The sequence below is a fragment of the Microbacterium sp. 2MCAF23 genome (assembly GCF_052115565.1).
Lineage (GTDB): Bacteria > Actinomycetota > Actinomycetes > Actinomycetales > Microbacteriaceae > Microbacterium.
Map to the genome: position 1 here is coordinate 103,724 of NZ_JBFRGY010000015.1, position 24,992 is coordinate 128,715.

17 protein-coding genes are annotated in these 24,992 nt (G+C 69.6%); 11 read left to right on the forward strand and 6 right to left on the reverse strand.

The window, feature by feature from the left end; all coding sequences use genetic code 11:
• Positions 1–3 precede the first annotated feature (3 nt).
• The 7 genes from AB4078_RS15880 to allB all read left to right on the forward strand — a co-directional run bounded on the left by AB4078_RS15880 (position 4) and on the right by allB (position 9,079).
• On the forward strand, positions 4–882 hold the full coding sequence (locus AB4078_RS15880) for a 2-hydroxy-3-oxopropionate reductase (RefSeq protein WP_441977931.1): 879 nt from the start codon (positions 4–6) through the stop codon (positions 880–882).
• A gap of 129 nt (positions 883–1,011) precedes the next feature.
• The gene (gene gcl / locus AB4078_RS15885; RefSeq protein ID WP_441977932.1) at positions 1,012–2,799 is read left to right on the forward strand and encodes a glyoxylate carboligase; all 1,788 of its coding nucleotides are present in this window, start codon (positions 1,012–1,014) and stop codon (positions 2,797–2,799) included.
• Positions 2,800–2,862: 63 nt separating this feature from the next.
• Positions 2,863–4,011, forward strand: coding sequence for a glycerate kinase (locus AB4078_RS15890; protein ID WP_441977933.1), 1,149 nt, complete (start codon positions 2,863–2,865; stop codon positions 4,009–4,011).
• A 127-nt stretch (positions 4,012–4,138) separates the two neighbouring features.
• Entirely contained in the window at positions 4,139–5,152 is a 1,014-nt protein-coding gene (locus AB4078_RS15895) for a LacI family DNA-binding transcriptional regulator (protein ID WP_441977934.1), read from the forward strand.
• Positions 5,153–5,328: 176 nt separating this feature from the next.
• Positions 5,329–6,858, forward strand: coding sequence for an NCS1 family nucleobase:cation symporter-1 (locus tag AB4078_RS15900; RefSeq protein WP_441977935.1), 1,530 nt, complete (start codon positions 5,329–5,331; stop codon positions 6,856–6,858).
• An 18-nt stretch (positions 6,859–6,876) separates the two neighbouring features.
• On the forward strand, positions 6,877–7,602 hold the full coding sequence (locus tag AB4078_RS15905; RefSeq protein WP_441977936.1) for an aspartate/glutamate racemase family protein: 726 nt from the start codon (positions 6,877–6,879) through the stop codon (positions 7,600–7,602).
• Between the two features lie 88 nt (positions 7,603–7,690).
• Positions 7,691–9,079, forward strand: a complete 1,389-nt coding sequence (allB, locus tag AB4078_RS15910) for an allantoinase AllB (protein WP_441977937.1) — start codon at positions 7,691–7,693, stop codon at positions 9,077–9,079.
• Positions 9,080–9,308: 229 nt separating this feature from the next.
• On the opposite strand, the gene AB4078_RS15915 is transcribed toward allB, so the two are convergent.
• The gene (locus AB4078_RS15915; RefSeq protein ID WP_441977938.1) at positions 9,309–10,967 is read right to left on the reverse strand and encodes an NCS1 family nucleobase:cation symporter-1; all 1,659 of its coding nucleotides are present in this window, start codon (positions 10,965–10,967) and stop codon (positions 9,309–9,311) included.
• Positions 10,968–11,233: 266 nt separating this feature from the next.
• Between AB4078_RS15915 and AB4078_RS15920 the strand changes: the two genes are divergently transcribed.
• The 3 genes from AB4078_RS15920 to AB4078_RS15930 all read left to right on the forward strand — a co-directional run bounded on the left by AB4078_RS15920 (position 11,234) and on the right by AB4078_RS15930 (position 16,909).
• Positions 11,234–13,456, forward strand: a complete 2,223-nt coding sequence (locus tag AB4078_RS15920; protein WP_441977939.1) for an ATP-dependent Clp protease ATP-binding subunit — start codon at positions 11,234–11,236, stop codon at positions 13,454–13,456.
• 317 nt (positions 13,457–13,773) lie between these two features.
• A complete protein-coding gene (locus tag AB4078_RS15925; RefSeq protein WP_441977940.1) occupies positions 13,774–15,240 on the forward strand; it encodes a nucleobase:cation symporter-2 family protein in 1,467 nt (488 codons plus the stop codon).
• 301 nt (positions 15,241–15,541) lie between these two features.
• Positions 15,542–16,909: an 8-oxoguanine deaminase gene (locus AB4078_RS15930; protein WP_441977941.1), complete on the forward strand. Its 1,368-nt coding sequence runs from the start codon at positions 15,542–15,544 to the stop codon at positions 16,907–16,909.
• 180 nt (positions 16,910–17,089) lie between these two features.
• Here the strand turns inward: AB4078_RS15930 and AB4078_RS15935 are convergent, their stop codons facing one another.
• Positions 17,090–18,463: a glucose-6-phosphate dehydrogenase gene (locus tag AB4078_RS15935; RefSeq protein ID WP_441977942.1), complete on the reverse strand. Its 1,374-nt coding sequence runs from the start codon at positions 18,461–18,463 to the stop codon at positions 17,090–17,092.
• A 152-nt stretch (positions 18,464–18,615) separates the two neighbouring features.
• Here AB4078_RS15935 and AB4078_RS15940 point away from each other — a divergent pair, with 152 nt between their 5' ends.
• Positions 18,616–20,478, forward strand: coding sequence for a glycoside hydrolase family 15 protein (locus AB4078_RS15940; protein ID WP_441977943.1), 1,863 nt, complete (start codon positions 18,616–18,618; stop codon positions 20,476–20,478).
• A gap of 262 nt (positions 20,479–20,740) precedes the next feature.
• Here the strand turns inward: AB4078_RS15940 and AB4078_RS15945 are convergent, their stop codons facing one another.
• The 4 genes from AB4078_RS15945 to AB4078_RS15960 all read right to left on the reverse strand — a co-directional run bounded on the left by AB4078_RS15945 (position 20,741) and on the right by AB4078_RS15960 (position 24,956).
• The gene (locus AB4078_RS15945) at positions 20,741–21,325 is read right to left on the reverse strand and encodes a nitroreductase family protein (RefSeq protein WP_440734391.1); all 585 of its coding nucleotides are present in this window, start codon (positions 21,323–21,325) and stop codon (positions 20,741–20,743) included.
• A 292-nt stretch (positions 21,326–21,617) separates the two neighbouring features.
• Positions 21,618–22,724 (reverse strand): ABC transporter permease, encoded by a 1,107-nt coding sequence (locus tag AB4078_RS15950; RefSeq protein ID WP_441977944.1) that lies wholly within the window; start codon positions 22,722–22,724, stop codon positions 21,618–21,620.
• The gene (locus AB4078_RS15955; protein WP_441978083.1) at positions 22,721–23,605 is read right to left on the reverse strand and encodes an ABC transporter ATP-binding protein; all 885 of its coding nucleotides are present in this window, start codon (positions 23,603–23,605) and stop codon (positions 22,721–22,723) included. The genes AB4078_RS15950 and AB4078_RS15955 overlap by 4 nt, the downstream gene beginning before the upstream one ends.
• Before the next feature lie 121 nt (positions 23,606–23,726).
• Positions 23,727–24,956, reverse strand: coding sequence for a benzoate/H(+) symporter BenE family transporter (locus tag AB4078_RS15960; RefSeq protein WP_441977945.1), 1,230 nt, complete (start codon positions 24,954–24,956; stop codon positions 23,727–23,729).
• Between the last annotated feature and the right edge of the window lie 36 nt (positions 24,957–24,992).

The following is a 24,992-nucleotide window of genomic DNA, read 5'->3' on the forward strand; positions in this document are numbered from 1 at the left end:
GACATGACCCGCATCGCATTCATCGGCCTCGGCATCATGGGCCTGCCCATGGCCAAGAACCTCGTCACCGCCGGCTACGACGTCACGGGCTACAACCGCAGCCAGGAGGCGATCGACAAGCTCGTCGCCGCCGGCGGCACGGGTGCCACAGGCATCGCCGCCGCCGTGAAGGACGCCGACGTCATCATCACGATGGTCCCGGACTCCCCGGACGTGGCCGGTGTCGTGCAGGGCCCGGACGGGGTCTTCGCGAACGCGAAGGCCGGCGCGCTCTGGATCGACAACTCCTCGATCCGCCCCGACGTGGCCAAGGAGCTCGCCGAGGAGGCGGTCGCCGCCGGCCTCGGCGTCGTCGACGCCCCCGTCTCCGGCGGCGAGCAGGGTGCGATCGACGCGGTCCTCTCGATCATGGTCGGCGGATCCCCGGATGACTTCGCCAAGGCCGAACCGGTCCTGAACGCAATCGGCAAGACCATCGTGCACGTCGGTCCCGCCGGTGCCGGCCAGACCGTGAAGGCCGCCAACCAGCTCATCGTCGCCGTCAACATCCAGGCGCTCGCCGAGGCGGTCACGTTCCTCGAGGCGTTCGGCGTCGACACGGACGCCGCACTCAAGGTCCTCGGCGGGGGACTCGCCGGATCCAAGGTCCTCGACCAGAAGGGCCAGAAGATGCTGAACCGCGACTTCGCGCCCGGCTTCCGCCTCGCCCTCCACAACAAGGATCTGGGCATCGTCACGTCGGCTGCCCGCTCGGTCGGGGTCACCGTCCCGCTCGGCGCCGCTGTCGCACAGCTCGTGAACGCGCTCGTCGCCCGCGGCGACGGGGGCCTGGATCACTCGGGCCTGTTCAAGCTCACCACCGAGCTCTCCGGCAAGAACTGACCCATTTTTCGGGGTCGTTGAGCGAGGACGCCGCAGGCGACCGAGACGAAACGGCGTCACTGACGGGGCACCGCGTTTCGTCTCGCTTCGCTCGCTCAACGACCACAACCCAGACTTAAGGAAACTCCCATGACCCGCATGCGTGCAGTCGACGCGATCGTCCAGATCCTGATCAAGGAAGGCGCGGACGAGGCGTTCGGCCTCCCCGGCGCCGCCATCAACCCCCTCTACTCCGCGATCCGCGCCAACGGCGGCATCCGGCACACCCTCGCCCGCCACGTCGAGGGCGCGAGCCACATGGCCGACGGCTACAGCCGCACCGGCGACGGCCGCATCGGCGTGTGCCTGGGCACCTCCGGCCCCGCCGGCACCGACATGATCACGGGCCTCTACGCCGCGATCGCCGACTCCATCCCGATGCTCTGCATCACCGGTCAGGCGCCGGTGGCGAAGCTCGACAAGGAGGACTTCCAGGCCGTCGACATCGCGTCGATCGCGAAGCCGGTCACGAAGTTCGCCAAGACCGTCCTCGAGGGTGCGCAGGTGCCCGGCGTCTTCCAGTCGGCGTTCCAGATCATGCGCTCCGGCCGCCCCGGCCCGGTGCTGATCGATCTGCCGTTCGACGTGCAGATGACCGAGATCGAGTTCGACATCGACACCTACGAGCCGCTGCCCGTGGCCAAGCCCGTTGCGACCCGCGCGCAGGCCGAGAAGGTGCTCGACCTGCTCGTGGCAGCGAAGCACCCGGCGATCATCGCCGGCGGCGGCATCGTGAACTCGGGCGCTTCGGAGAAGCTCGTCGAGCTGGCCGAGACCCTGGGCGTGCCCGTGTTCCCGACCCTGATGGGCTGGGGAGTGCTCCCCGACGACCACCCGCTCGCCGCGGGCCTGGTCGGCATCCAGACCTCGCAGCGCTACGGCAACGCGAGCTTCCTGGAGAGCGACTTCGTGCTGGGCATCGGCAACCGCTGGGCCAACCGTCACACCGGTGGTCTGGACACGTACCGCAAGGGCCGCACGTTCGTCCACGTCGACATCGAGCCCACCCAGATCGGCCGCGTGTTCGCGCCCGACTACGGCGTGGTCTCCGACGCCGGCGCGTTCATCGACGCGCTGCTCGAGGTCGCCCGCGAGCGCGTCGCCGAGCTGCCCGACTACAACGGCTGGGCCCAGGAGTGCCGCGACCGCAAGGCGCGCCTGCAGCGCAAGACGAACTTCGACAACGTGCCGATGAAGCCGCACCGCGTCTACCAGGAGATGCTGACCGCGTTCGACCGCGACACCACGTTCGTCACCACGATCGGCCTGTCGCAGATCGCCGGCGCGCAGCTGCTGCACGTCTACGGTCCGCGCAAGTGGATCAACGCCGGCCAGGCCGGCCCGCTGGGCTGGACCGGCCCTGCGGCCCTCGGCGTGGTGCGTGGCAAGCCTGGTGAGCAGGTCGTCGCGCTCTCGGGCGACTACGACTTCCAGTTCATGATCGAGGAGCTCGCGGTGGGCGCGCAGCACAAGCTGCCGTACATCCACGTCGTGGTGAACAACAGTTACCTGGGCCTGATCCGTCAGTCGCAGCGCGGCTTCGAGATGGACTACGAGGTGTCGCTCGCGTTCGACAACGTGAACACCCCGCGGGACTCCTCCTCGATCGCCACCGGCTACGGCGTGGACCACGTCAAGGTCGCCGAGGGCCTGGGTGCCAAGGCGCTGCGCGTCGAGCGCCCCGAGGACCTCGCCGCGGGCTTCGCCGAGGCGCAGCGTCTGCGCGACGAGTTCCAGGTGCCGGTGGTGGTCGAGGTGATCCTCGAGCGGGTCACCAACATCGCCATGGGTGCGGATCTCGACACCATGAACGAGTTCGAGGATCTCGCGACGTCGCCCGCCGACGCCCCCGAGGCCATCTACGCCCTGCTCGACTGAGCAGCCGTCCGCCGACCCGTAGCCTGTAGGCGAAGCCGACGAGCCGGAAGTAGAAAGGCCACCATGCGCATCCTGATCGCCTCGGACAAGTTCAAGGGCTCCGCCACCGGACCCGAGGTCGCGGCCGCGCTCGCGGCCGGGATCACCGCGACCGCGCCGGGGACCGCCATCGACGCGGTCCCCGTCGCGGACGGCGGAGAGGGTACGGTCGACGCCGCCCTCGCCGCCGGGTTCGAGGCGGTCACCGCGACGGTGACGGGGCCCACGGGGCAGCCCGTCGAGGCGCGCTTCGGCGTGCGGGGGGAGCAGGCCATCATCGAGATGGCCGCCGCGAGCGGACTGGACCAGCTGCCCGGCGGCGTCAAGGACGCGCTCGGCGCCACCAGCCGCGGGACCGGAGAGCTGATCGCGGCGGCGCTGGACCACGGCGCGACCAGCATCGTGCTCGGCATCGGCGGCAGCGCCAACACCGACGGCGGTGCAGGGATGCTGCAGGCGCTCGGCGTCTCGCTGCGGGACGCCGAGGGGCAGGAGCTTCCCGGGGGCGGCGGGGCGCTCGCACGCATCGCCGTGGTGGACGTGTCGGATCTGGATCCGCGTCTCGCAGCCACCGAGATCGTGCTGGCGAGCGACGTGGACAACCCGCTCCTCGGGGAGCGGGGCGCGCCGGCCGTGTTCGGCCCGCAGAAGGGGGCGAGCCCCCAGGACGTGACCGAGCTGGACGCGGCCCTGGCCCGCTACGCCGCGCTGCTCGAGCAGCAGCCTGGCATCCGCGCTGCCACCGCACTGCCTGGAGCCGGCGGCGCCGGCGGGGTGGGCTATGCCGCCCTGGCCGCACTCGGTGCCCGGCGCGAGCCCGGCGTGGAGGTCGTGCAGCGCCTCACCGGCCTCGCCGACGCGCTGGGCGCCGGCGATTCCCGGGCCGACCTCGTCATCACCGGCGAGGGCAGCCTGGACGACCAGAGCCTGGGCGGCAAGACCCCGCTCGGCGTGGCCGCGGCTGCGCGCGCGGCGGGCATCCCCGTCATCGCCGTGTGCGGGCGCTCCACGCTGAGCGCCGAGGCGGCCAGGTCGGCCGGGTTCGAGCGCGTGTACGCACTCAGCGAGCTCGAGCCGGATCCGGCCCGCAGCATGGCCGAGGCTGTGGCGCTGCTCACGGAGGTGGGCCGCCGCATCGGCGCCGAGGTCGGCAAGCTCGTGCCTCAGCGCTGAGCGCCCGCCCGTCATCGCCGGGATCGGCCGTCGTGACAGCGGTCGCCGACGTCACCGCCGCGTAGGATCGGAGGTCGGTGAACGATCCCGAGGACGTGGTGAACGGTCTCGCAGACGAGGTGGACACATGACGGAGCGCCCGCGTCTGCGTGACGTGGCCGCCCTGGCCGGCGTCTCGCCGACGACGGCCTCTCATGCGTTCAGCGGGCATCGTCCGGTGTCGGCCGCGACGAAAGCCGCGGTGCTGAAGGCCGCCTTCGACCTCGGCTTCGTGATGGAGCGCGATGCCGGACAGCGCACCGTCGGCCTGCTGCTGCGCCCGCCCGAGGCCATCCCCGGATTCGCGTCCGGCTCCGACGCCTTCACCTCCGTCGCCGGTGCGGTGCTGGTGGCTCTGCTGGGCGCCGGCTTCTCCGTCTCCTCCTTCCTCACGCTCGACGACATCGGGGCTCAGGTCGGCCGGCTCGACGCCTTCGTCCTGCTCCACCCCCGCCGTGGGGACGAAGTGCTCCGTGCGCTCATCGAGCGGGACATCCCGACCGTGACGCTGGATCGGGATCCGGACGACGACGAGTTCCCGTGGTGGATCAGCGCCGACCACGTCGTCAACGCGCGCATTCTCCTCGGTCACCTGCTGGAGCGGGGGGCGCAGCGCCCGGCGCTGATCGTCGGGTCGACGCAGAACACGTATCTGGAGTCGATCGCCGGCGTCTACGTCCAGGAGATGCGCGCGCGGGGGCTGCCCGTGCTGGTGAGGGAGCTGGAGCCGGTGCGTGGACAGCAGGGCGGAGCGGCGGCGGCCGAGTCGCTGCTGCGCACGCCGACACCGCCCGACGCATTCCTCACCTCATCGGACGTGTTCGCGGTGGGAGCGATCGAGGCGGTTCAGGCGCGCGGGCTTCGCGTTCCCGACGACGTGCTCGTCGCGAACATGATGGACAGCGTCATCGCCGAGCGTGCCGCGGTGCCGATCACGGCGATGAAGGCCAACATGCAGGTCTGGGCGTCGCAATTGACGCGGCTGCTGGAGCGCCGGCTGAACAGCGCCGCTCCGCTCACGTCGCATCTGCGACTGGAGTTCGATCTGGTGGAACGTGCGTCGACACGGCGGCCGGGGTCAGGCGGCGAGTCGGCCCCGTGATCCCGCGCCGGTGGAGCGCCGATGGCGCGGCACGCGAGGGTGCCTGTCCAAATTGTGCAAACGGTGTTGTCGCCTCCGCGTCCGAGCGCGACGATATCTGCATCCGAAACCTTCATTCCGGATTGTGAAATCGAGTGTCGACGGCACTGTCGCCGTCGAGAGGGGTTCAAATCACAATGACGTCCAATGACTACGTCCACGTCCCGAGCCGGAGCTCTGAGGGGCTCGATGAGGCTCCCTCCGGCGTGTTCGCGGTGCAGGCGGGAATCAGTCCGCGCCTGTACAACCGGGACCTCGCTCCCACCAACCGCCAGAGCCGCCACTGGAGCGCGTACAGCATCTTCACCCTCTGGGCGAACGACGTGCACAGCCTGGGCAACTACGCATTCGCGATCGGATTGTTCACCCTCGGCCTGTCCGGCGGGCAGATCCTGGGCGCGCTCGGCTTCGGCGCGTTGTTCCTCTTCCTGCTGCTGACCTTCTCCGGATTCATGGGCGAGAAGACCGGCGTGCCGTTCCCGGTGATGAGCCGGGTCGCCTTCGGCATCCACGGCGCGCAGATCCCCGGCCTGCTCCGCGGCGGCGTCGCGATCGCCTGGTTCGGCATCCAGACCTACCTCGCCTCCCAGGTGCTGCAGGTCGTGCTGATCGCGATCGCCCCGGGCCTCACGAACCTGCAGAGCGGGTCCTTCCTCGGGCTGTCGGCGCTCGGCTGGATCACGTTCGTCGCGTTGTGGATCATCCAGGTGATCATCGTCAGCTACGGCATGGAGATGATCCGCAAGTACGAGGCCTTCGCAGGCCCGATCATCCTCGCCACTTTCGTGATCCTCGCGGTCTGGGTTCTCGTGCAGTCCGGATTCCAGGTCGACTGGGCGCCCACGAAGTCCGCCGGAGGCGCCGACAGCTGGCTGCACATGCTGGGCGCGGCGTCCCTGTGGGTCTCGATCTACGGCACGTTCGTGCTGAACTTCTGCGACTTCACCCGCGGCGCCAAGTCGCGCAAGGCGATCGTGAAGGGCAACTTCTGGGGCATCCCGATCAACATGCTGTTCTTCGGCGTCATCGTCGTCATCCTCACCGGTGGCAGCTTCAAGATCAACGGCACGCTCATCACATCGCCCTCCGAGATCGTCTCCGCCATCCCGAACACGTTCCTGCTGGTACTCGCCTCGCTGGCGCTGATCGCCCTGACCATCGCGGTCAACCTGATGGCGAACTTCGTGGCTCCCACTTATGCGTTGAACAACCTGTTCCCGCGGCATCTGAACTTCCGCCGCGCCGCGCTGATCTCGGCCGTGATCGGGATCGTGATCACCCCCTGGAACATGTACAACTCCCCGGTCGTGATCGGCGTCTTCCTCGGCGGCCTCGGAGCCCTGCTCGGCCCGCTGTTCGGCATCATCATGGTCGACTACTGGCTGATCAAGAAGCAGCGGGTCAACGTGCCCCAGCTCTACTCGGAGTCCCCGATGGGCGAGTACGCGTACACCAAGGGCTTCAACCCGCGCGCCGTGATCGCCCTGATCATCGCCGGCGCGCTGTCGCTGCTGTTCACGTTCCTGCCGGTCTTCCACGGCATCAGCGACTTCTCCTGGTTCGTCGCCGCCGGATCCGCCGCGATCATCTACGCGATCATCGCCGACCGGCGCGGCCCGTTCCACGATGTCGACGGCACCGCGATCGCGGTGGACGTCACCCACTGAGCGCGGAGGAGGAACACCATGCGCATTCTCATAGCGAACGTCAACACCACCGAGGCGATGACCGATGCCATCGCCGAGGCGGCACGCTCCGCCGCGTCGCCGGGCACGGAGATCATCGGCCTGACGCCCGACTTCGGCGCCGAGAGCTGCGAGGGCAACTTCGAGAGCTACCTCGCCGCGATCGCGGTCATGGACAAGGTCGTCCGCTATGAGGGCGAGTACGACGCCGTCATCCAGGCCGGCTACGGCGAGCACGGCCGCGAAGGCCTGCAGGAGCTGCTCACCGTGCCCGTCGTCGACATCACCGAGGCTGCCGCATCCACCGCGATGTACCTCGGGCGGTCGTACTCCGTGGTGACGACCCTGGACCGGACGGTGCCGCTCATCGAGGACCGGCTGATCCTCGCCGGACTGCACGACCGGTGCGCCTCGGTGCGCTCCTCGGGTCTCGGCGTGCTGGAGCTCGAGTCGGATCCGGAGCGCGCGGTCGAGGCGATCGCCGCCGAGGCGCAGAAGGCGGTCGAGGTCGACCGCGCCGAGGTCATCGTCCTCGGCTGCGGCGGCATGGCCGAGCTCAAGGACCGCGTCGTCGAGTTGTGCGGCGTGCCGGTCGTGGACGGTGTGCAGGCCGCCGTCCAGGTCGCCGAGAGCCTGGTGCGCCTGGGGCTCACCACTTCCAAGGTCCGCACCTATGCCCCGCCCCGACCGAAGCGCGTCACCGGTTTCCCGGCGACGGCGCGCTGATTCCGGAGCACAATCGAATCACCCCACACCCACCCGTCAACCACCTCACAACGCCGGCGACGTCGCCGGCAGAAGGGAATCCGCGGACATGTCCCAGGAGACCGAAGAACACGCCTCGCTCGACCCGACCGGTGAGCACTACGATCTGGTGATCCGCGGCGAGCGGGTGCTCACCAGCTCCGGGATCCGGCCCCGTGAGGTCGGCGTCCGCGACGGCGTCATCATCGCGATGCAGCCGCTCGGCAACGGGCTCCGGGGCGACGAGATCATCGAGCTCGCCGACGACGAGACCCTGATCCCGGGGCTGGTCGACACGCACGTGCACGTGAACGAGCCCGGCCGCACGGAATGGGAGGGCTTCTCCTCGGCCACCAAGGCCGCCGCGGCCGGCGGCGTCACCACGATCCTCGACATGCCGCTGAACAGCATCCCGCCGACGATCGACGTGGAGGCGCTGGACATCAAGCGCGACGTCGCCCGCGATCAGGTGCACGTCGACGTGGGCTTCTGGGGCGGCGCCGTGCCGGGCAACATCGACAAGCTGCGGGGCCTGCACGACGCGGGCGCATTCGGGTTCAAGTGCTTCCTGCTGCACAGCGGCGTGGACGAGTTCCCGCCGCTGGACCCCGATCAGCTCGAGGAGGACATGCGCGAGCTCGCCACGTTCGACTCGGTCATGATCGTGCACGCCGAGGACTCCCGCGCGATCGACCGCGCGCCCAAGCCCGACGGCGACGACTACGCCAAGTTCCTCGCCTCGCGCCCCCGCGGTGCGGAGAACCTCGCGATCGCCGAGGTCATCGAGCGCGCCCGCTGGACCGGCGCCCGCGCGCACATCCTGCACCTGTCCTCCTCGGACGCGCTGCCGATGCTGCGCTCGGCCAAGCACGACGGCATCAAGCTCACGGTCGAGACCTGCCCGCACTACCTCACGCTCACTGCGGAGGAGATCCCGCTCGGCGCGACCGCGTTCAAGTGCTGCCCCCCGATCCGCGAGGCCGGCAACCGCGAACTGCTCTGGCAGGGCCTGGAGGACGGCACGATCGACTTCATCGTGTCCGACCACTCGCCCTCGACCCTCGACCTCAAGGACCTCGAGAACGGCGACTTCGCCGTGGCCTGGGGCGGCGTCGCGTCGCTGCAGCTCGGGCTGTCGCTGATCTGGACCGAGGCGCGCCAGCGCGGCCTGTCGCTGGAGACGGTGGTGGGCTGGATGAGCGAGAAGCCGGCTCAGTTCGCCGGTCTCACGGGCAAGGGGCGGATCGCGCCCGGCTACGACGCGGACTTCTCGATCTTCGCGGCGGACGACGCCTACGTGGTGGACGTGACCAAGCTGCACCACAAGAACCCGCTCACCCCGTACAACGGCAAGGCGCTCGCCGGCCGGGTGCGCAAGACCTACCTGCACGGCGAGGAGATCGACTTCGCCACTCCGCGCGGCCGCCTGCTGCGCCGCGGCATGGCCGAGGTCGGCTGACACCCACTGTCTCGGAGTCGTCCCCGTGAGCGCGAGCCATAGGCCGACGGTGTGCGGACAACGGCGTCCCTCATCGTCGGCGGATCCTGGTGATCCTGAACGGCGGATGCCGGTCCGATTCTGTATCGGGCCGGCATTTTCGCATGCTCCGAGGTCTTGTCCCGCCCGGCCGGAGTTGTCGCACCCGACCGGGCGGGGCGCCGCAATGCGGCTCAGACGCGCGCCGTCTTCACAGCTTCTCCTGCAGAACCGGGATCTCCTGCGAGATCGCGGCCGGTTCCGACGCGGGCGTCGCGGCTGCGCCGTCGATCGTGCCGTCCGAGATACCCTCGGCCTCGCCCTCGAACACGGGCACCTGCGGGTCGCGCTTCTCGAGCAGCACGAAGGAGAAGTATCCGAGCGCGCAGCCGATGAACCAGGTGTAGTTCCCGATCCACGCCACGTCGAAGGCGCCGAGGTCGGCGAACAGCTTGGGGAACACGCCCAGGATCACGGTGGGTATACCGGCGATCAGGATCGCCTTCACGCCGTTGGGGTTGTAGCCGTTGCGGTACCAGTACGGACCCTTCGCGTCCATCGTGTACATCGCGTCGACCTTGATCCGCTGGTGAGCGGCCACGTAGTAGCCGGCAATGAGGATGCCGAACAGGGGGCCGATCAGTGCGCCGAGCACGCCGAGCGTGTAGTGGATGGCGGTGTCGTTGGAGTACCAGTTCCACGGCGTGAGGATCACCGATCCGACGGCGGCGATCATGCCGCCCATCCGCCAGGAGATACGGTGCGGAGCGACATTGGAGAAGTCGAAGGCGGGGGAGATGAAGTTCGCGACGATGTTGATGCCCACCGTGGCGATCACGAAGGTGAGCCCGCCGAGCAGGATCGCGAAGACGCTGTCGATCTTCTCGACGGTCTTGATCGGATCCGTGATGAGCTCGCCGAACACCGGCACGGTGGCCGAGGCGGTGATCACGACCAGCAGCGAGAAGAACAAGAAGTTGATCGGAAGACCGAGGAAGTTGCCGCGCTTGACGGCGGCGAACGAGCGGCCGTACCGCGCGAAGTCGCCGAAGTTCAGCATCGGGCCGGAGAAGTACGACACCACGATCGCGATCGCGGTGGCCATGACCGGCAACGAAGACCAGAAGTCCAGCGGCTTGCCGGCCGAGAGGTCGAAGCTGATGTGGCCCCATCCCGCCTGCGAGACCAGGTAGATCGCAAGGACGATCATCACGACGTACACCGCCGGCCCGGCGTAGTCGATGAAGCGGCGGATGACTTCCATGCCGCGCCAGAACAGCGCCGCCTGAGCAACCCAGAGGATCGCATACGAGATCCAGCCCAGTGCCGACAGGCCGAGGAACGAGTGATTCACCAGGTCGTGGGTGCCCGGCACGAACTTCAGCAGCACGATGTTCAACGACTCGGCGGCGAGGAAGGTCTGCACCCCGTACCAGGCGATCGCGATGAGACCGCGGATGATGGCGGGGATGTTCGCGCCCCGGATCCCGAAGATGGCGCGGTTGATCACGGGGTAGGGCACGCCGGTCTTCTGGCTGGGCTTGGCGACGAGGTTGGCGAACACCTGGACGATGACGATGCCTGCGACGAGCGCCACCAGCACCTGCCAGCTGGCGAGGCCGAGCGCGAACAGCGAGCCGGCCGTGAGGTAGCCGCCTACCGAGTGCACATCGGACATCCAGAACGCGAAGATGTTGTACGCGCTCCAGCCCTGCTTGCGCAGAGGCGCGAGATCCTCGTTGGCGAGACGGAGGTCGTACTTGGGCTTCATATTGCCTGCTCCGACCGGAAGGCCGGCCGCCTCGACGATGTCGTGCGGTTTGGTCTCGGGGGCGGCAGAGCTCGCGGAAGGGGGAGGGGGAGGAGTCATCTCGGGGTGCCTTTCGGGAAGGTCCGCCGAGTCCGTCGGCGCCGCGGGTGATGCAGGGATCGCGCCTTCGAGACCTTGAGATGAAGCTATTGATGCGCTCTCCGTCACGGGTTTCCTCCGTGTAACGGCGACGTTAAGTTCGCCCGCCCGGTCTCTTGCCCGGGAACGTTCGATCCGGTAAAGTTGAGTCTTATCAACTCAACTTTCAAGGGTCGGATCCGATCCGGCTCTTGCGCCTCACATGCAAGGAGAACCCAGGAGGACGAATGGCCACCCCTCAGACGGCACAGCAGGACGAGCAGCAGTCGGCGCTCGAGCAGTTCGGCATCAACCTCACCGATCGCGCCCGCCAGGGCAAGCTCGATCCGGTGATCGGACGCGATGCGGAGATCCGCCGCGTGAGCCAGGTGCTCACCCGCCGCACCAAGAACAACCCGGTGCTGATCGGCGAGCCCGGCGTCGGCAAGACCGCCGTGGTCGAGGGCCTCGCGCAGCGCATCGTCGCCGGCGACGTGGCCGAGTCGCTCAAGGACAAGGAGCTGGTGTCGCTGGACATCTCCGCCCTCGTCGCCGGCGCCATGTACCGCGGCCAGTTCGAGGAGCGCCTGAAGAGCGTGCTCAAGGAGATCACCGAGTCCGACGGCCGGGTCATTACCTTCATCGACGAGCTGCACGTGCTCATGGGCGCGGGTGGGGGAGAGGGATCCGTCGCCGCGTCCAACATGCTCAAGCCCATGCTCGCCCGCGGCGAGCTGCGCCTCATCGGCGCCACCACTCTCAACGAGTACCGCGAGTTCATCGAGAAGGACGCGGCGCTCGAGCGGCGCTTCCAGCAGGTCTACGTCGGCGAACCCTCCGTGGAAGACTCGATCGCGATCCTGCGCGGGCTCAAGGGCCGCTACGAGGCGCACCACGGGGTGACCATCAGCGACTCCGCACTCGTCGCGGCCGCCTCGTTGTCGAACCGCTACCTGCCGAGCCGCCAGCTGCCGGACAAGGCGATCGACCTCATCGACGAGGCCATGAGCCGGCTCAAGATGGAGATCGACTCGAGCCCCGTCGAGATCGACCAGCTCAAGAGGTCGGTCGACCGGATGCGGCTCGAGGAGCTCGCGCTGAAGAAGGAGAAGGACGCGGCCTCGAAGGAGCGCCTCGCGAAGCTCCGCGAGCAGATGGGCGAGGCCGAGGCCGAACTCGCCGGACTCGAGGCCCGCTGGGAGCGCGAACGCGGTGGCCTGAACCGCGTGGGCGAGCTCAAGAAGCGTCTCGACGAGGCGTTCACCGAGCGCGACAGGTCCCTCCGTGACGCGGACTATGTGAAGGCGTCGAAGCTCGAGTACGAGACCATCAAGCAGCTGCAGGCGCAGCTCGCCGAGGCCGAGCGTCAGGCGGACGCCGTCAGCGACGAGCCGCGCATGGTCAACGAGCAGGTCACCGACGAGGACATCGCCGCGGTGATCGCGGCCTGGACCGGGATCCCCGTGGGCCGGCTGCTGCAGGGCGAGAGCGAGAAGCTCTTCCACCTCGAGCGTGAGTTGGGCCGCCGCCTGATCGGTCAGAAGGAAGCGGTGACAGCCGTCTCCGACGCGGTGCGCCGCTCGCGCGCCGGGATCAGCGACCCCGGTCGCCCGACCGGTTCCTTCCTGTTCGTCGGCCCCACCGGCGTCGGCAAGACCGAGCTGGCCAAGGCGCTCGCCGAGTTCCTCTTCGACGACGAGCATGCCATGGTGCGCATCGACATGTCGGAGTACGGCGAGAAGCACTCGGTCTCCCGGCTCGTCGGAGCCCCTCCCGGGTACATCGGGTACGAGCAGGGTGGTCAGCTCACCGAGGCCGTGCGGCGGCGCCCGTACAGCGTGGTGCTGCTGGACGAGGTCGAGAAGGCGCACCCCGAGGTGTTCGACGTGCTGCTGCAGGTCATGGACGACGGACGCCTCACCGACGGCCAGGGCCGCACGGTCGACTTCTCGAACGTCATCCTGATCCTCACCAGCAACATCGGATCCCCGATCCTGATCGACCCGACGCTCTCGCCCGACGAGAAGCGCGAGGCCGTGATGGCGCTCGTGCGGCAGGCGTTCAAGCCCGAGTTCATCAACCGTCTCGACGACATCGTGATGTTCCAGGCTCTCACCGAGGACGACCTCGCCCAGATCGTGGAGCTCACGATCGACCAGCTGCAGCGCCGCCTCGCCGACCGCCGGCTGACGCTCGCCGTCACCCCGGATGCGCGCGCCTGGCTGGCCGAGCGCGGCTACGACCCGGTGTTCGGAGCCCGGCCGCTGCGGCGACTGATCCAGAACGAGGTGCAGAACCGGCTGGCGTCGGCGCTGCTCTCCGGCCGCGTGCACGACGGCGACATCGTGCGGGTGGATGTCGCCGCCGATGGATCCTCGCTGGTCCTCACCAGTGATGGCCCCACTGCGCCGCGGGAGGCGGACACGGGCTCGGACGACGAGACGATCGAGGCCGAGCTGCTCGACGACTGACACGCGGCGCCGTCACGCCAGGGGCCCGGATCTTCCTGATCCGGGCCCCTTTTCCGTGCTTGCACGGCGGCGATCGGGCGGAGCATATATCCGCATTACGGAAAGTACCATCCGAGATTCGGAAAAAAGTCTTGACTCTCGACGAGTGCTCCCGTTAGCCTGAGGGGGTCTCCAGAGCTGGAGATGCACCTGGACCAACAGCATCCGCCCCGCTCGCGAGGCGGACGAGACCATTCGTCGTCGAACCGCCACAGCGTGGCGTTGCGGACGGCCGGCGCTCAGCTCACCCGGTGCCTGCACCCGACGAAGAGGTCGAATTGACTACCAAGCAGAAGAAGGAGTTCGTCCGCCCCGAGGACGAGCGACTGCCGATCGGCGCGACCATCGGCTACGGCATCCAGCACGTGCTCACGATGTACGGCGGCATCATCGCCCCGCCGCTCATCATCGGGCAGATCGCGGGCCTCAAGCCGGCTGACATCGGCGTGCTCATCGCCGCGTGCCTGTTCATGGGCGGACTCGCCACGATCTTGCAGACGGTCGGCGTGCCGTTCTTCGGATCGCAGCTCCCGCTCGTGCAGGGCGTCTCGTTCGCCGGCGTCGCCACGATGGGGGCGATCGTCACGAGCGGCGGCGGGCTGCCGGCGGTGTTCGGATCCGTGATCGCCGCGTCGGTGATCGGTCTGCTCATCGCCCCGGTGTTCGCCACCATCATCCGGTTCTTCCCGCCCGTCGTGACCGGAACGGTGATCACCACCATCGGACTCAGCCTCCTGCCCGTGGCAGCCGGCTGGATCGTCGGCACCGGTGAAGGCTCCAACGCGGCGAAGGGTGCCCTGCCCGGCAACCTCATGCTCGCCGGTATCACGCTCGTGATCGTGCTGATCCTCAGCAAGATCCCGGTGGGCGCCATCTCGCGTCTGGCGATCCTGCTGTCGATCGTGCTCGGCACCATCGTCGCGGTCTTCATGGGCAAGGCCGACTTCAGCAAGGTCGGGCAGGGTGACATCTTCGCCCTGCCGCAGATCTTCGGATTCGGCCCGCCGACGTTCGAGCTCGCCGGCATCATCTCGATGTTCATCGTGATCCTGGTGACACTGACGGAGACCACCGCCGACATCCTTGCCGTGAGCGAGATCGTGGGCACCAAGGTCGACTCCAAGCGCATCGCCGCCGGCCTGCGCGCCGACATGCTCTCCAGCGCCGTCTCGCCGATCTTCGGCACGTTCACGCAGTCCGCGTTCGCGCAGAACGTCGGCCTGGTCGCGATCACCGGCGTGAAGAGCCGCTTCGTGGTCACCGCCGGCGGTGGGGTGCTCGTCATCCTGGGCCTGCTGCCCGTGCTCGGCCGTGTCGTCGGCGCCATCCCGTCGCCGGTCCTCGGCGGTGCCGGCCTGGTGCTGTTCGGATCCGTGGCCGCATCGGGCATCCGCACGCTCGCCAAGGTCGAGTACAAGGACAACATGAACCTCGTGATCGTCGCCACGTCGCTCGCGGTGGGCATGCTCCCGATCGCCGTGCCGTCGATCTACGCGCAGATGCCGGCCTGGTTCGTGACGATCTTCCACTCCGGCATCAGCTCGGCGGCGGTCACCGCGATCCTGCTGAACCTGCTGTTCAACCACCTCGGCAGCGCCAAGCGCAAGAACGCCTTCGTGTCGGCGCCGACGCGCAGCATCCCGGTCGCGTACCTGGACGCCTTCGAAGACGGCGACTCGATCATCGACGGCAAGATCGTCGACCGCGACGGCAACGAGGTCGCGGTCGAGCGTCCGTCGCACTGACCCTGGACCCGCGAGACTGCAACTGAGTCTCGAAACTGCGGCACAATCCTGCAGTTTCGAGACGGGGCTGCAGTCTCGCGGGTTCCGTCGGCCGGGACAGACGGGGCCCCGGGATCCACAATCCGAATAGCGGAAATCAGGATCCAGGATCCGGAAAAGCATTGACCTCGACATCGGAGCAGTGATAGATCTGAACTGTCTCCCTCATCGGGGACGCACCTGGATCAGCAGACAGGTCAACACTGAGCTGGCCCCCGCGGGGCCGGATCCGGCTCCGCCTCATCCACAGGGAGTCTGCGCAATGTCCGAATCCACTCGCACCGTCTGGCTGAAGAACCCGCTCGCGATCCACACCGGCGACACCGCCGACGCCCGCGGCGGCCTGGTGGTCGCCGCTTCCACGATCCTCGAGGCGGTGCCCGCCGGCGGATCCCCGTCGCAGCCGGTCGACGAGGTCTACGACGCCTCGCGGCACGTGATCATCCCCGGCTTGATCAACACGCACCACCACTTCTACCAGACCCTCACCCGCGCCTGGACGCCCGTGGTCAGCGCCGAGCTGTTCCCCTGGCTGAAGGGGCTGTATGGTGTCTGGGCGGGGCTCACCCCGCGCGACCTCGAGCTCGCGACGACCGCGGCGCTCGCGGAGCTGCTGCTCTCGGGCTGCACGACTGCCGCCGACCACCACTACCTCTTCCCGAACGGGCTCGAGGAGGGCATCGACGTGCAGGTCGATGTCGTGAAGCGCCTCGGCATGCGCGCCACGCTGACCCGCGGATCCATGTCGCTGGGCGAGAAGGACGGAGGGCTGCCGCCGCAGAGCACCGTGCAGGACGCCGACGTCATCCTCGCCGACAGCGAGCGCCTCGTCGGCGCGTATCACGAGCGCGGCGACGGCGCCTTCGTGCAGATCGGTCTCGCGCCATGCTCTCCGTTCTCGGTCACCACGGGCGTGATGCGCGACACCGCCGCCCTCGCCGAGCGCCTCGACGTGCGCCTGCACACCCACCTCGCCGAGACGATCGACGAGGAGGACTTCTGCCGCGAGACCTTCGGGCTGCGCACGGTCGACTACCTCGAGAGCGTCGGCTGGCTCTCCGACCGCACCTGGCTCGCCCACGGCATCCACTTCGACGACGCCGAGATCGCGCGCCTGGGCGCGGCCGGCACCGCCGTCTCGCACTGCGCCACCTCGAACATGCGGCTCGCCTCGGGCATCGCACGGGCGGTCGAGCTCGAGGCAGCGGGCGTGCCGGTCGGCCTGGGCGTGGACGGATCCGCGTCGAACGACGGCTCCAACATGATGATGGAGGTGCGCCAGGCCCTGTACCTGCAGCGCCTGCGCTACGGCGCCGCCGCCGTCACGCCCGAACACGCCCTGAACTGGGCGACGCAGGGCTCGGCGCGCGCCCTCGGCCGCAACGACATCGGCATTCTGGCGCCGGGCAAGCAGGCGGATCTGGCGATGTTCACCCTCGACGAGCTGCGCTTCTCGGGCAGCCACGACCCGCTCGCCGCCCTGCTGCTGTGCGGCGCCGAGCGCGCCGACCGGGTCATGGTGGGCGGCGCCTGGCGCGTGCTCGACGGGCAGATCGTCGGCCTGGACGTGCCGCAGCTCATCGCCGAGCACAGCGCCGCGGCCCGCCGGCTGCTCGCCCGGCACGGCTGAGGCCCGGGCCGCCGCGCCCCGGGCCGCCGACCCCCTTGCTCACTGGTCGCATATTGCGGCTTCGCGAGCTCGAATGCCGCAATTCGCGACCAGTGAGCAGGTCCGGGCGCGGATCCGGGCCGAGGGCGGATCCGGGTCCGGGGCGGATCCGGGCCGGGGGCGGGATCCGGGCCGGGCACCTCAGCGTCGCGTGGTCGCCCAGTCCTCGGGACCCGTGCATCCGGCCGGGTACTCCTGCATCGGCACCGCGTCCGAGCGCCAGGCGTCGAGGGCGGGCTGGATGATCCGCCAGCACTGCTCCGCCGCGTCGCCCCGGACGGACAGCGCCACATCGCCGTCGAGGATCTCGCTGAGCACTTCGGTGTAGGCCAGCAGCGTGCCCTTGCCGAGTTCGGTGGACAGCACGTCGCGGCGCAGGGCGAACGGGTCGTCGCCGCCGTTCACGTTCAGCTCGAGCGCGATCCGGTCGGGGCCGAGCGAGAAGCGCAGCACGCCGCCGTCGGCCGGGGTTCCCGTGAGCCCGCCGGGGATGTGCCGCACCGGCCGGAACGTGACGACGATCTCGGCGCAGCGCTCGCCGAGGGCCTTGCCGCTGCGCAGCGTGAAGGGCACGCCCGCCCAGCGCGCCGTGTCGACCTCGCAGGTGATCTCGGCGAGGGTCTCGGTGTTGCGCGCCGGATCCACGCCCTCTTCGTCCGCGTAGGACGGCACGGCGCGGTCGCCGCTCGTGCCGGCGGTGTAGCGGGCGCGGCGGGTCGACGCGACCGGGTCGTCGCCGAGGATCCGAGTCGCGCGCAGGGCGGCGGCCATGGCGTCGCGCAGGTCGATCTCGTCCAGATCCGCCGGCTGCTCCATCGCGAGGATCGCGAGCACCTGCAGCAGGTGGCTCTGGATCATGTCGACCAGCGCCCCGGCCTTGTCGTAGTAGCGGGCCCGATTCTCCAGGGCCAGCGACTCGTCGTAGCGCACCAGAACGGACTGCACGTGATCCGCCGACCAGACCGGCTCGACCAGCCGGTTCGCGAAGCGCACGCCCATGACGTTGAGGATCGTGGAGCGGCCCAGGAAGTGATCGACGCGGAAGACCTGGTTCTCCGGCACGATCCGGGTGACCAGAGCGTTGAGAGCGGCGGCGCTCTGCTCGTCATGACCGAACGGCTTCTCCAGCGCCAGGACCGTGCCCGCGGGCAAGGGGATGTCGACGAGCTTCTCGCACGCGGCCTCGGCCACGGCGGGCGGGAGCGCGAAATAGATCACGAGCGAGCCCTCGGTGCCCGCGATGAGCCCCGCCAGCGAATCGCGGTCGGTGACGTCGGCCTTGACGTAGGTGGTTCCGGCGATCCGCGGCAGCTGATCCGTGCCGTCGACCGTGGCGAACGCGGTGCGCACGGCCTCCTGCCAGCGCTCATCGGACCAGTCGTCGGATCCGGCGCCGCGGAGCACCAGAGCGCGGTCGGGCTGGCGTTTCAGGAGCTGCGCGATCGCGGGCAGCAGCAACCGGGAGGTGAGGTCGCCGGAAGCGCCGAGGATGAGCAGCGTCGTCGGGGTGGTCATAGCCCCCACGATAGGCCGCGCCGCGCCCTTCCGGCGGTGAGCCGGTCGCACGCCCCGGATCCTGTGCCTCGCAACAATCGAGTCGTCCCCCTGAGCACGGCCTATAGCTCGTGCTCAGGGAGACGACTCGAATGGGGGAGGGGGAGAAACGCATGTGCGAGACTGCGGCCATGGGTGAGGGTGACGTGCCGGCCGTGCCGATCGAGGACTACGCGCTGCTCAGCGACGGGCGCACCGCCGCGCTCGTGTCGCGAGCTGGCAGCATCGACTGGCTCTGCGCGCCGCGCCTCGACTCCGCGTCGCTGTTCGGCGCCCTGCTCGGCGGGGTCGAGCAGGGGCACTGGAGTCTGCGCCCGGCGCATCCTGACGCGACCGCGACGCGGCACTACGACGGCGACACGTTCTGCCTCGTGACCCGGTGGTCCACCGCCGACGGCGTCGCCGAGGTGACCGAGTGGATGCCGATCCTGTTTCCCAAGGATGCGGGGTCGCTCGAGGGAGCGCGGGCCGCGCTGGGTGCAGATCGCACCGACATCATCCGGCGGATCACGGGCATCACCGGGCAAGTGAGGTTCGTGCAGCAGCTGCGCCTGCGGTTCGACTACGCCAGGGCGCTGCCGTGGGTGCGCCAGACCGGCAGCCCGGAATCCCCGGAGCTGACCGCGACCGCCGGCCCCGACGCCGTCGTGGTGCGCGGCGCCGCGCTGCAGCCGCACGGGCACAGTCACGTCGGCACGGTCGAGGTTGCCGCGGGTGAGAGCGTGGACCTGGCTCTCACCTGGTTCCCGTCATACCGCCGGGCTCCGGCGCCGCTCGACGCGGAGGCCGCGGAGCGGGCTACCCGGGCGTGGTGGCAGGACTGGGCCGACGGGATCGCCCACGAGGGTCCGCACGAGGACGACGTGCGGCGCTCGCTGCTGATCCTGCGCGCGCTCACGAACCGCGAGACCGGCGGCATCGCGGCCGCGGCGACGACGTCGCTGCCCGAGGACTTCGGCGGTGCGCGCAACTGGGACTACCGCTACGTCTGGCTGCGCGACGCGGCGCTCACGCTCGAGGCGCTGCTCGCGCACGGTCTGGCGGACGAAGCGCGCGCGTGGCGCGACTGGCTGCTGCGGGCGGTCGCGGGGGATCCGGCCGATCTGCAGATCATGTACGGACTGGCGGGGGAGCGAGATCTGCACGAGCGCGAGATGCGCTCTCTGCCCGGCTACGCCGGATCCGCTCCGGTGCGGGTGGGCAACGCCGCGGCGGAGCAGTTCCAGGCGGACGTCGTCGGCGAGGTGATGATGACGCTCGCCGCCGCGCGCCGGGCGGGCCTCGACGACTCCGCGCGCTCCTGGTCGCTGCAGCGGGTGCTGCTGCGGCACGCCGAGCAGCGATTGGACCGGCCGGACAACGGCATGTGGGAGATCCGCGGGGATCCGCAGTTCTTCACCCACTCCCGGGTGATGCTGTGGGCGGCGTTCGACCGCGGGGTGCGCGCGGTCGAGGAGGACGGCGAGCACGGCGAGGTGGATCGCTGGCGGGAGGTGCGCGACCGGCTACGCGCCGAGATCGACGCACACGGCGTGCGTGGCGGATGCTTCGTGCAGCACCGCGAGACGGACGAGGTCGACGCGTCGCTGCTGCTCATCCCGCGCACGGGGTACTGCGCGCCCGACGACCCTCGGATGCTGGCGACCGTGGAGCGGATCGAGGAGACCCTGATCCACGGCGGGCTGGTGAACCGCTACCGCACCGGGTCGGGCGTGGACGGTCTGCCTGGCGGTGAGCACACGTTCCTCGCGTGCTCGTTCTGGCTCGTGGAGCAGTATGCGGTCACCGGGCGCATGGCCGAGGCGCGGGAGCTCATGGACCGGCTGTGCGCGCTGCGCAACGACGTCGGCATGCTGAGCGAGGAGTACGACCCGGTGGGGCATCGGCACGTCGGGAACACACCGCAGGCGTTCTCGCACCTGTCGCTCGTGCGGGCCGCCGACGCGCTCGCCGCGGGGTTGCACAGCGAGCGCTGAATTCGGCCGGCTCGAGTTCGTGTCGGGGTGCAGCGCCGGATCCCGAGATCAGGACGAATGACCGAGATCAGGCGGATATCGGCGGATCCGACCTGATCTCGGTCACATCTCCTGTTCTTGGCGTGCGCCGCACCCGGGAGGCCCTGTTCTCAGGATGCGTCGATCCCGGGAGAGGCCCTGGCGGCGCCGACGCGGTGAGGATCCGATCACGCAGAACGCCCTCCCCGCGTGCAGGCGGAGAGGGCGTTCGGATCCGGTCGGATCAGTCGTTGACGAGCAGCGTCTCGGCGATCGGACGGCGGGTGCGCGGCGCGTTCTCGCGCTGCTGCAGCTCCTCCGACGCGGTGCGGATGTCGCCCAGCTCGCCGACGGCCATGACCGAGATCGGGGTGAAGTCGCTGCTCAGGTCGAACGCGGCCGCGATGGCGTCGCGGTCGAAGCCGCCCATCTGGTGGGTGGACAGGCCGTTGGCGTGCGCCTGCACGGTGAAGTGCGCGGCTGCCTGGCCGGTGTCGTACAGGGCCCAGGTCATGGGCTCCCCGTCGCGGGTGGTCTCGGCGACGAACACCACGAGTGCCGCAGCGTCAGGGGCCCAGCCGCTGTTGAAGCCGGCCAGGGTGGCCACGATCTTCGCGTGCGCCTCGGAACCGCGGCGCGCTACGATCGCGCGCCAGGGCTGGAAGTTCACGGCGGTCGGCGCCCAGCGGGCGGCCTCGAGTGCGCTGGCCAGTGCGGCCTCGTCGATGGCGGAGGTGGCGTCGAAGATACGGGTGCTCCAGCGCTCGGCGAGGACGTCGAGGATCGGGGCGTCGGTGACCGCGGTGCGGTCGATGGCGGGCGTGCTCATGGTGATGAGGCCTTTCGGATCGGGTCGTGTGCTGCCGGACCTCATCGTCCGTACAACAGGGGTTAACGATCCATGCACGTGAATATTCCGAGCGGGTTCGGATCCGTTCGGAGAGCGCCAGCCCCGAACCCGAACCCGGATCCGCGGATCGCGCCCTCCACGACCGCGAGACTGCATCTTTGTCTCGAGACTRCAGTCCATTCATGCAGTCTCGAGACAAAGATGCAGTCTCGCGGGTAGGTAGACCGGAACCCGCCGAGGCAGGACTCGCCGAGGCGCGACCCGGATCCGGTCAGCCCTTCAGCGCCTCCGACAGCTTGACCCTGCCGCCCATGCGCAGCAGCGAGTTCTCGTAGATCTTCGCTGCGACGAGGATCGCGGCCACGCAGGCGACGAGCAGGATCACCAGCGACAGGAGCGGCTCCCACCACTGCGCATCGCCGACGAACAGCCGTACCGGCATCGCGACCGGGGCGGAGAACGGGATGTAGGACAGGATCGTCATCACGACCGGGTTGTCGTTGAAGATGATCGTGAGGATGTACGGCGCCATCACCAGCATCGTGATCGGCATCGTGGTGGATCCGATGTCCTCCTGACGTGACACCAGGGCAGCGGCGGCGGCGAACAACGAGGCCAGCAGCACGAACCCGAACAGGAAGAACACGGCGAACCACACGAGCGGCGCTCCGAGCCCCTCCAAGACGGTGTTCTGCCCGGTGACGATGAGCCCGACCATCGCGATCGCGGCGAGAGCGAGGATCTGCGCCATCGCCAGCACCGTGTTGCCGAGGACCTTGCCGGCCAGCAGCACCCGCGCGGGGATCGCCGCGAGCAGCAGCTCGACCACGCGTGTGGACTTCTCCTCGACCACGCTCTGCGCCATGGTCATTCCGAACGTGGACGCCGCCATGAGGAACACGACGCCGAAGCCGATCGCGACGAGGTACCGCAGCAGCGGATTGGTCGTGTCCGGTTCGAGGATCGTGACCTTGGGCGTCTTCGCGAGCAGGCCCTGCAGGCTGTTCGGCGCGCTCTTGAGCGCCACGATCTCGTAGCCGAACGCGGTGTCGCCGGGCGCCGGGATCAGGGCGGCCTCGACCTTCCCTTCGCGGACCAGCTTCTCCGCAGCGGTGGGGTCGGCGACCTCCGTCGGCGCCAGACCGGCCACGCCCTGCACGGCCTGGGCGGTCTCGGCGGTCACCGCGATCTTGGTCTCCGAGGTGTTCTTGCTCATGAATCCGCCGATGAGCACGCCGGCGAGGGCGATGAGCAGCAGGATCCCCGTGGAGATCAGGAAGGCCTTGCTGCGCAGCTTGGATCCGATCTCGCGCTCGGCGACGAGGAAGATGCCGCTCGAGACGGAGAGCGCGCCGTTCTGCGGGGTCGCGGTGCTCACTGGATGACCTCCTTGAAGATCTGGGCGAGGGTGGGGTGCTGCGGGGAGAAGGAGTGCACGACGCCGTGGCCGAGCGCGGTGCGCAGCACGCGCTGGGCGTCCTCCGGGGTGTCGGCGTCGAAGACGGCGGTGCCGCGTTCGAAGTCGACGACGGTGATGCCGGGCTCGGAGCGGATCCAGCCCGCATCTGCGTCGGAGACCAGTTCGTAGCGCGGGGCGGAGTGCTGCGCGCGCAGCTGCTCGCGGGAGCCGGCGGCCCGGATCGTGCCACCCGCGATGATGACGAGGTCGTCGCAGAGTCGCTCCACGACGTCGAGCTGGTGCGAGGAGAACAGGATCGACGCGCCCTGCGCGGCCCTGGCCTGCAGCACTCCGGCCACGACGTCGACGGCGAGCGGATCCAGTCCCGAGAACGGCTCGTCGAGGATGAGCACCTCGGGGTCGTGCACCAGGGCGGCGGCGATCTGGGCGCGCTGCTGGTTGCCGAGCGAGAGCGACTCGATGGTGTCGTGCAGCCGTTCGCCGAGGCCGAGCTCGGTCAGCAGCGCCTCGCCGCGGGCGGTCGCCTCGGACTTGCCGAATCCGTGCAGCCGCGCGAGGTACGCGACCTGCTCGAGCACCTTCATCTTCGGATACAGGCCGCGTTCCTCGGGCATGTATCCGAAACGGCGGCGGTCGGCGGCCGCGACGTCGTGCCCGCCCAGGCGCACCGTGCCGCCGTCGGCGCCGAGCACACCCAGCACGATCCGCATCGTGGTGGTCTTGCCGGCGCCGTTGCCGCCGACGAAGCCCGTGAGCCGGCCGGGTTCGACGCGGAACGAGACGTCGTCGAGCACGCGCCGGGCGCCGTAGCTCTTGGTGAGGCCATCGAGTTCGAGCAGCCCCGTGGTCGTGGTGCGGGTGAGCACTGTGGTCATGAGAGCAACGCTAATGAGCCATGCCGGGCGCGGACATCCCCCCTGCGGCGGATCCGGCGGCGTCCTTCGCGGGACGGACGTGCGCTCAGCGCCGCCCGAGGTGCAGGACGCCGCGCACGAGCAGGCCGGCGAGCAGGGCCCAGAACGCGGCGCTGACGCCCCAGAACGCCATGCCGCTGGCGGCGACGAGGAACGTCACCACAGCCGGGGTGCGCTCGCCGGGATCGTCGATCGCCTGCTGCACGGCGGATCCGAACGCGCCGAAGAGAGCAAGCCCGGCGACGGCCGGGATCACGGCGACCGGGGCGAGCACCACGAGCGCCGCGAATGCGGCCGAGCATCCGCCCAGCACCAGGTACGACACCCCGGTCGAGACCCCGGCGATCCAGCGGCGCTTCGGATCCGGCTCCGCGTCGGGTGCGGCGGCGAGGGCGGCGCTGATGGCGGCGAGGTTGATCGCGTGGCCGCCCGCGGGGGCGCCGAGCGCGCTCCCGATGCCTGTCACCAGCATCGCGGGGCGCCATGGCACGGCATAGCCGAAGCTGCGCATCACCGCGACGCCGGGTACGTTCTGCGACGCCATCGTCACGATGAACAGCGGCAGCGCGATGCCGACCAGCGCCCCGACGGTGAAGGTCGGCATCGTCAGCTCGACGTGCGGCAGCAGGGAGATCGGATCCAGGACCGCGCCCGCGCCCGTCCCGGTCCCCGCGCCCGTCGAAGGACCGCCTGTCACGATCCCCACGACGATCACGACGGTCGCCGTGAGGAAGGCCAGCGGTACCGCCCACCGGGGGGCGAGCCGGGCGAACACCAGCCACGTCAGCACGACCGGGACCACGCCCCACGGGTTCTTCCCGAGACCGACGATCGGGGCCAGGCACAGCGGCAGCAGCACGCCGGCCAGCATCGCCTGCGCGATCGACGGCGGGATCGCGGCGATGAGGGATCCGAGTTGCGGGACGAGCGCCGTGAGCAGGATCAGACCGGCCACGATGAGGAAGGCGCCGACCGCCGCCGGCCACCCTCGCTCGATCGAGCCGGAGGCGGCGAGCAGCGCCGCGCCCGGGGTCGACCACGCCGCGGTGATCGGCATGCGGTACCGCCAGGCCAGCACGATGCAGGCGATGCCCATGGTGAGACAGAGGGCGAGCAGCCCGCTCGCGGCCTGGGCATGGGTCGCTCCGACGGCGGCGAGGCCGGTGAGCACGACCGCGAAGGAACTCGTGAATCCGACGAGCGCCGTGACGACCCCGGCCATGATCGGCCGGGACGAGGACGGGCGGGGGATCGGCGGGCTCGAGGTTTCGGGCATGGGGAGAGGCTAGCGGGGTGCGCGGGTGCACCGAGC

What these genes read in the sequence shown, in the direction of transcription:
- AB4078_RS15880 (WP_441977931.1), top strand. Translation starts at nt 4, where the DNA reads ATGACCCGCATCGCATTCATCGGCCTCGGCATCATGGGCCTGCCCATG.
- gcl (WP_441977932.1), top strand. Translation starts at nt 1,012, where the DNA reads ATGACCCGCATGCGTGCAGTCGACGCGATCGTCCAGATCCTGATCAAG.
- AB4078_RS15890 (WP_441977933.1), top strand. Translation starts at nt 2,863, where the DNA reads ATGCGCATCCTGATCGCCTCGGACAAGTTCAAGGGCTCCGCCACCGGA.
- AB4078_RS15895 (WP_441977934.1), top strand. Translation starts at nt 4,139, where the DNA reads ATGACGGAGCGCCCGCGTCTGCGTGACGTGGCCGCCCTGGCCGGCGTC.
- AB4078_RS15900 (WP_441977935.1), top strand. Translation starts at nt 5,329, where the DNA reads ATGACGTCCAATGACTACGTCCACGTCCCGAGCCGGAGCTCTGAGGGG.
- AB4078_RS15905 (WP_441977936.1), top strand. Translation starts at nt 6,877, where the DNA reads ATGCGCATTCTCATAGCGAACGTCAACACCACCGAGGCGATGACCGAT.
- allB (WP_441977937.1), top strand. Translation starts at nt 7,691, where the DNA reads ATGTCCCAGGAGACCGAAGAACACGCCTCGCTCGACCCGACCGGTGAG.
- AB4078_RS15915 (WP_441977938.1), bottom strand. Translation starts at nt 10,967, where the DNA reads ATGACTCCTCCCCCTCCCCCTTCCGCGAGCTCTGCCGCCCCCGAGACC.
- AB4078_RS15920 (WP_441977939.1), top strand. Translation starts at nt 11,234, where the DNA reads ATGGCCACCCCTCAGACGGCACAGCAGGACGAGCAGCAGTCGGCGCTC.
- AB4078_RS15930 (WP_441977941.1), top strand. Translation starts at nt 15,542, where the DNA reads ATGTCCGAATCCACTCGCACCGTCTGGCTGAAGAACCCGCTCGCGATC.
- AB4078_RS15935 (WP_441977942.1), bottom strand. Translation starts at nt 18,463, where the DNA reads ATGACCACCCCGACGACGCTGCTCATCCTCGGCGCTTCCGGCGACCTC.
- AB4078_RS15940 (WP_441977943.1), top strand. Translation starts at nt 18,616, where the DNA reads ATGTGCGAGACTGCGGCCATGGGTGAGGGTGACGTGCCGGCCGTGCCG.
- AB4078_RS15945 (WP_440734391.1), bottom strand. Translation starts at nt 21,325, where the DNA reads ATGAGCACGCCCGCCATCGACCGCACCGCGGTCACCGACGCCCCGATC.
- AB4078_RS15960 (WP_441977945.1), bottom strand. Translation starts at nt 24,956, where the DNA reads ATGCCCGAAACCTCGAGCCCGCCGATCCCCCGCCCGTCCTCGTCCCGG.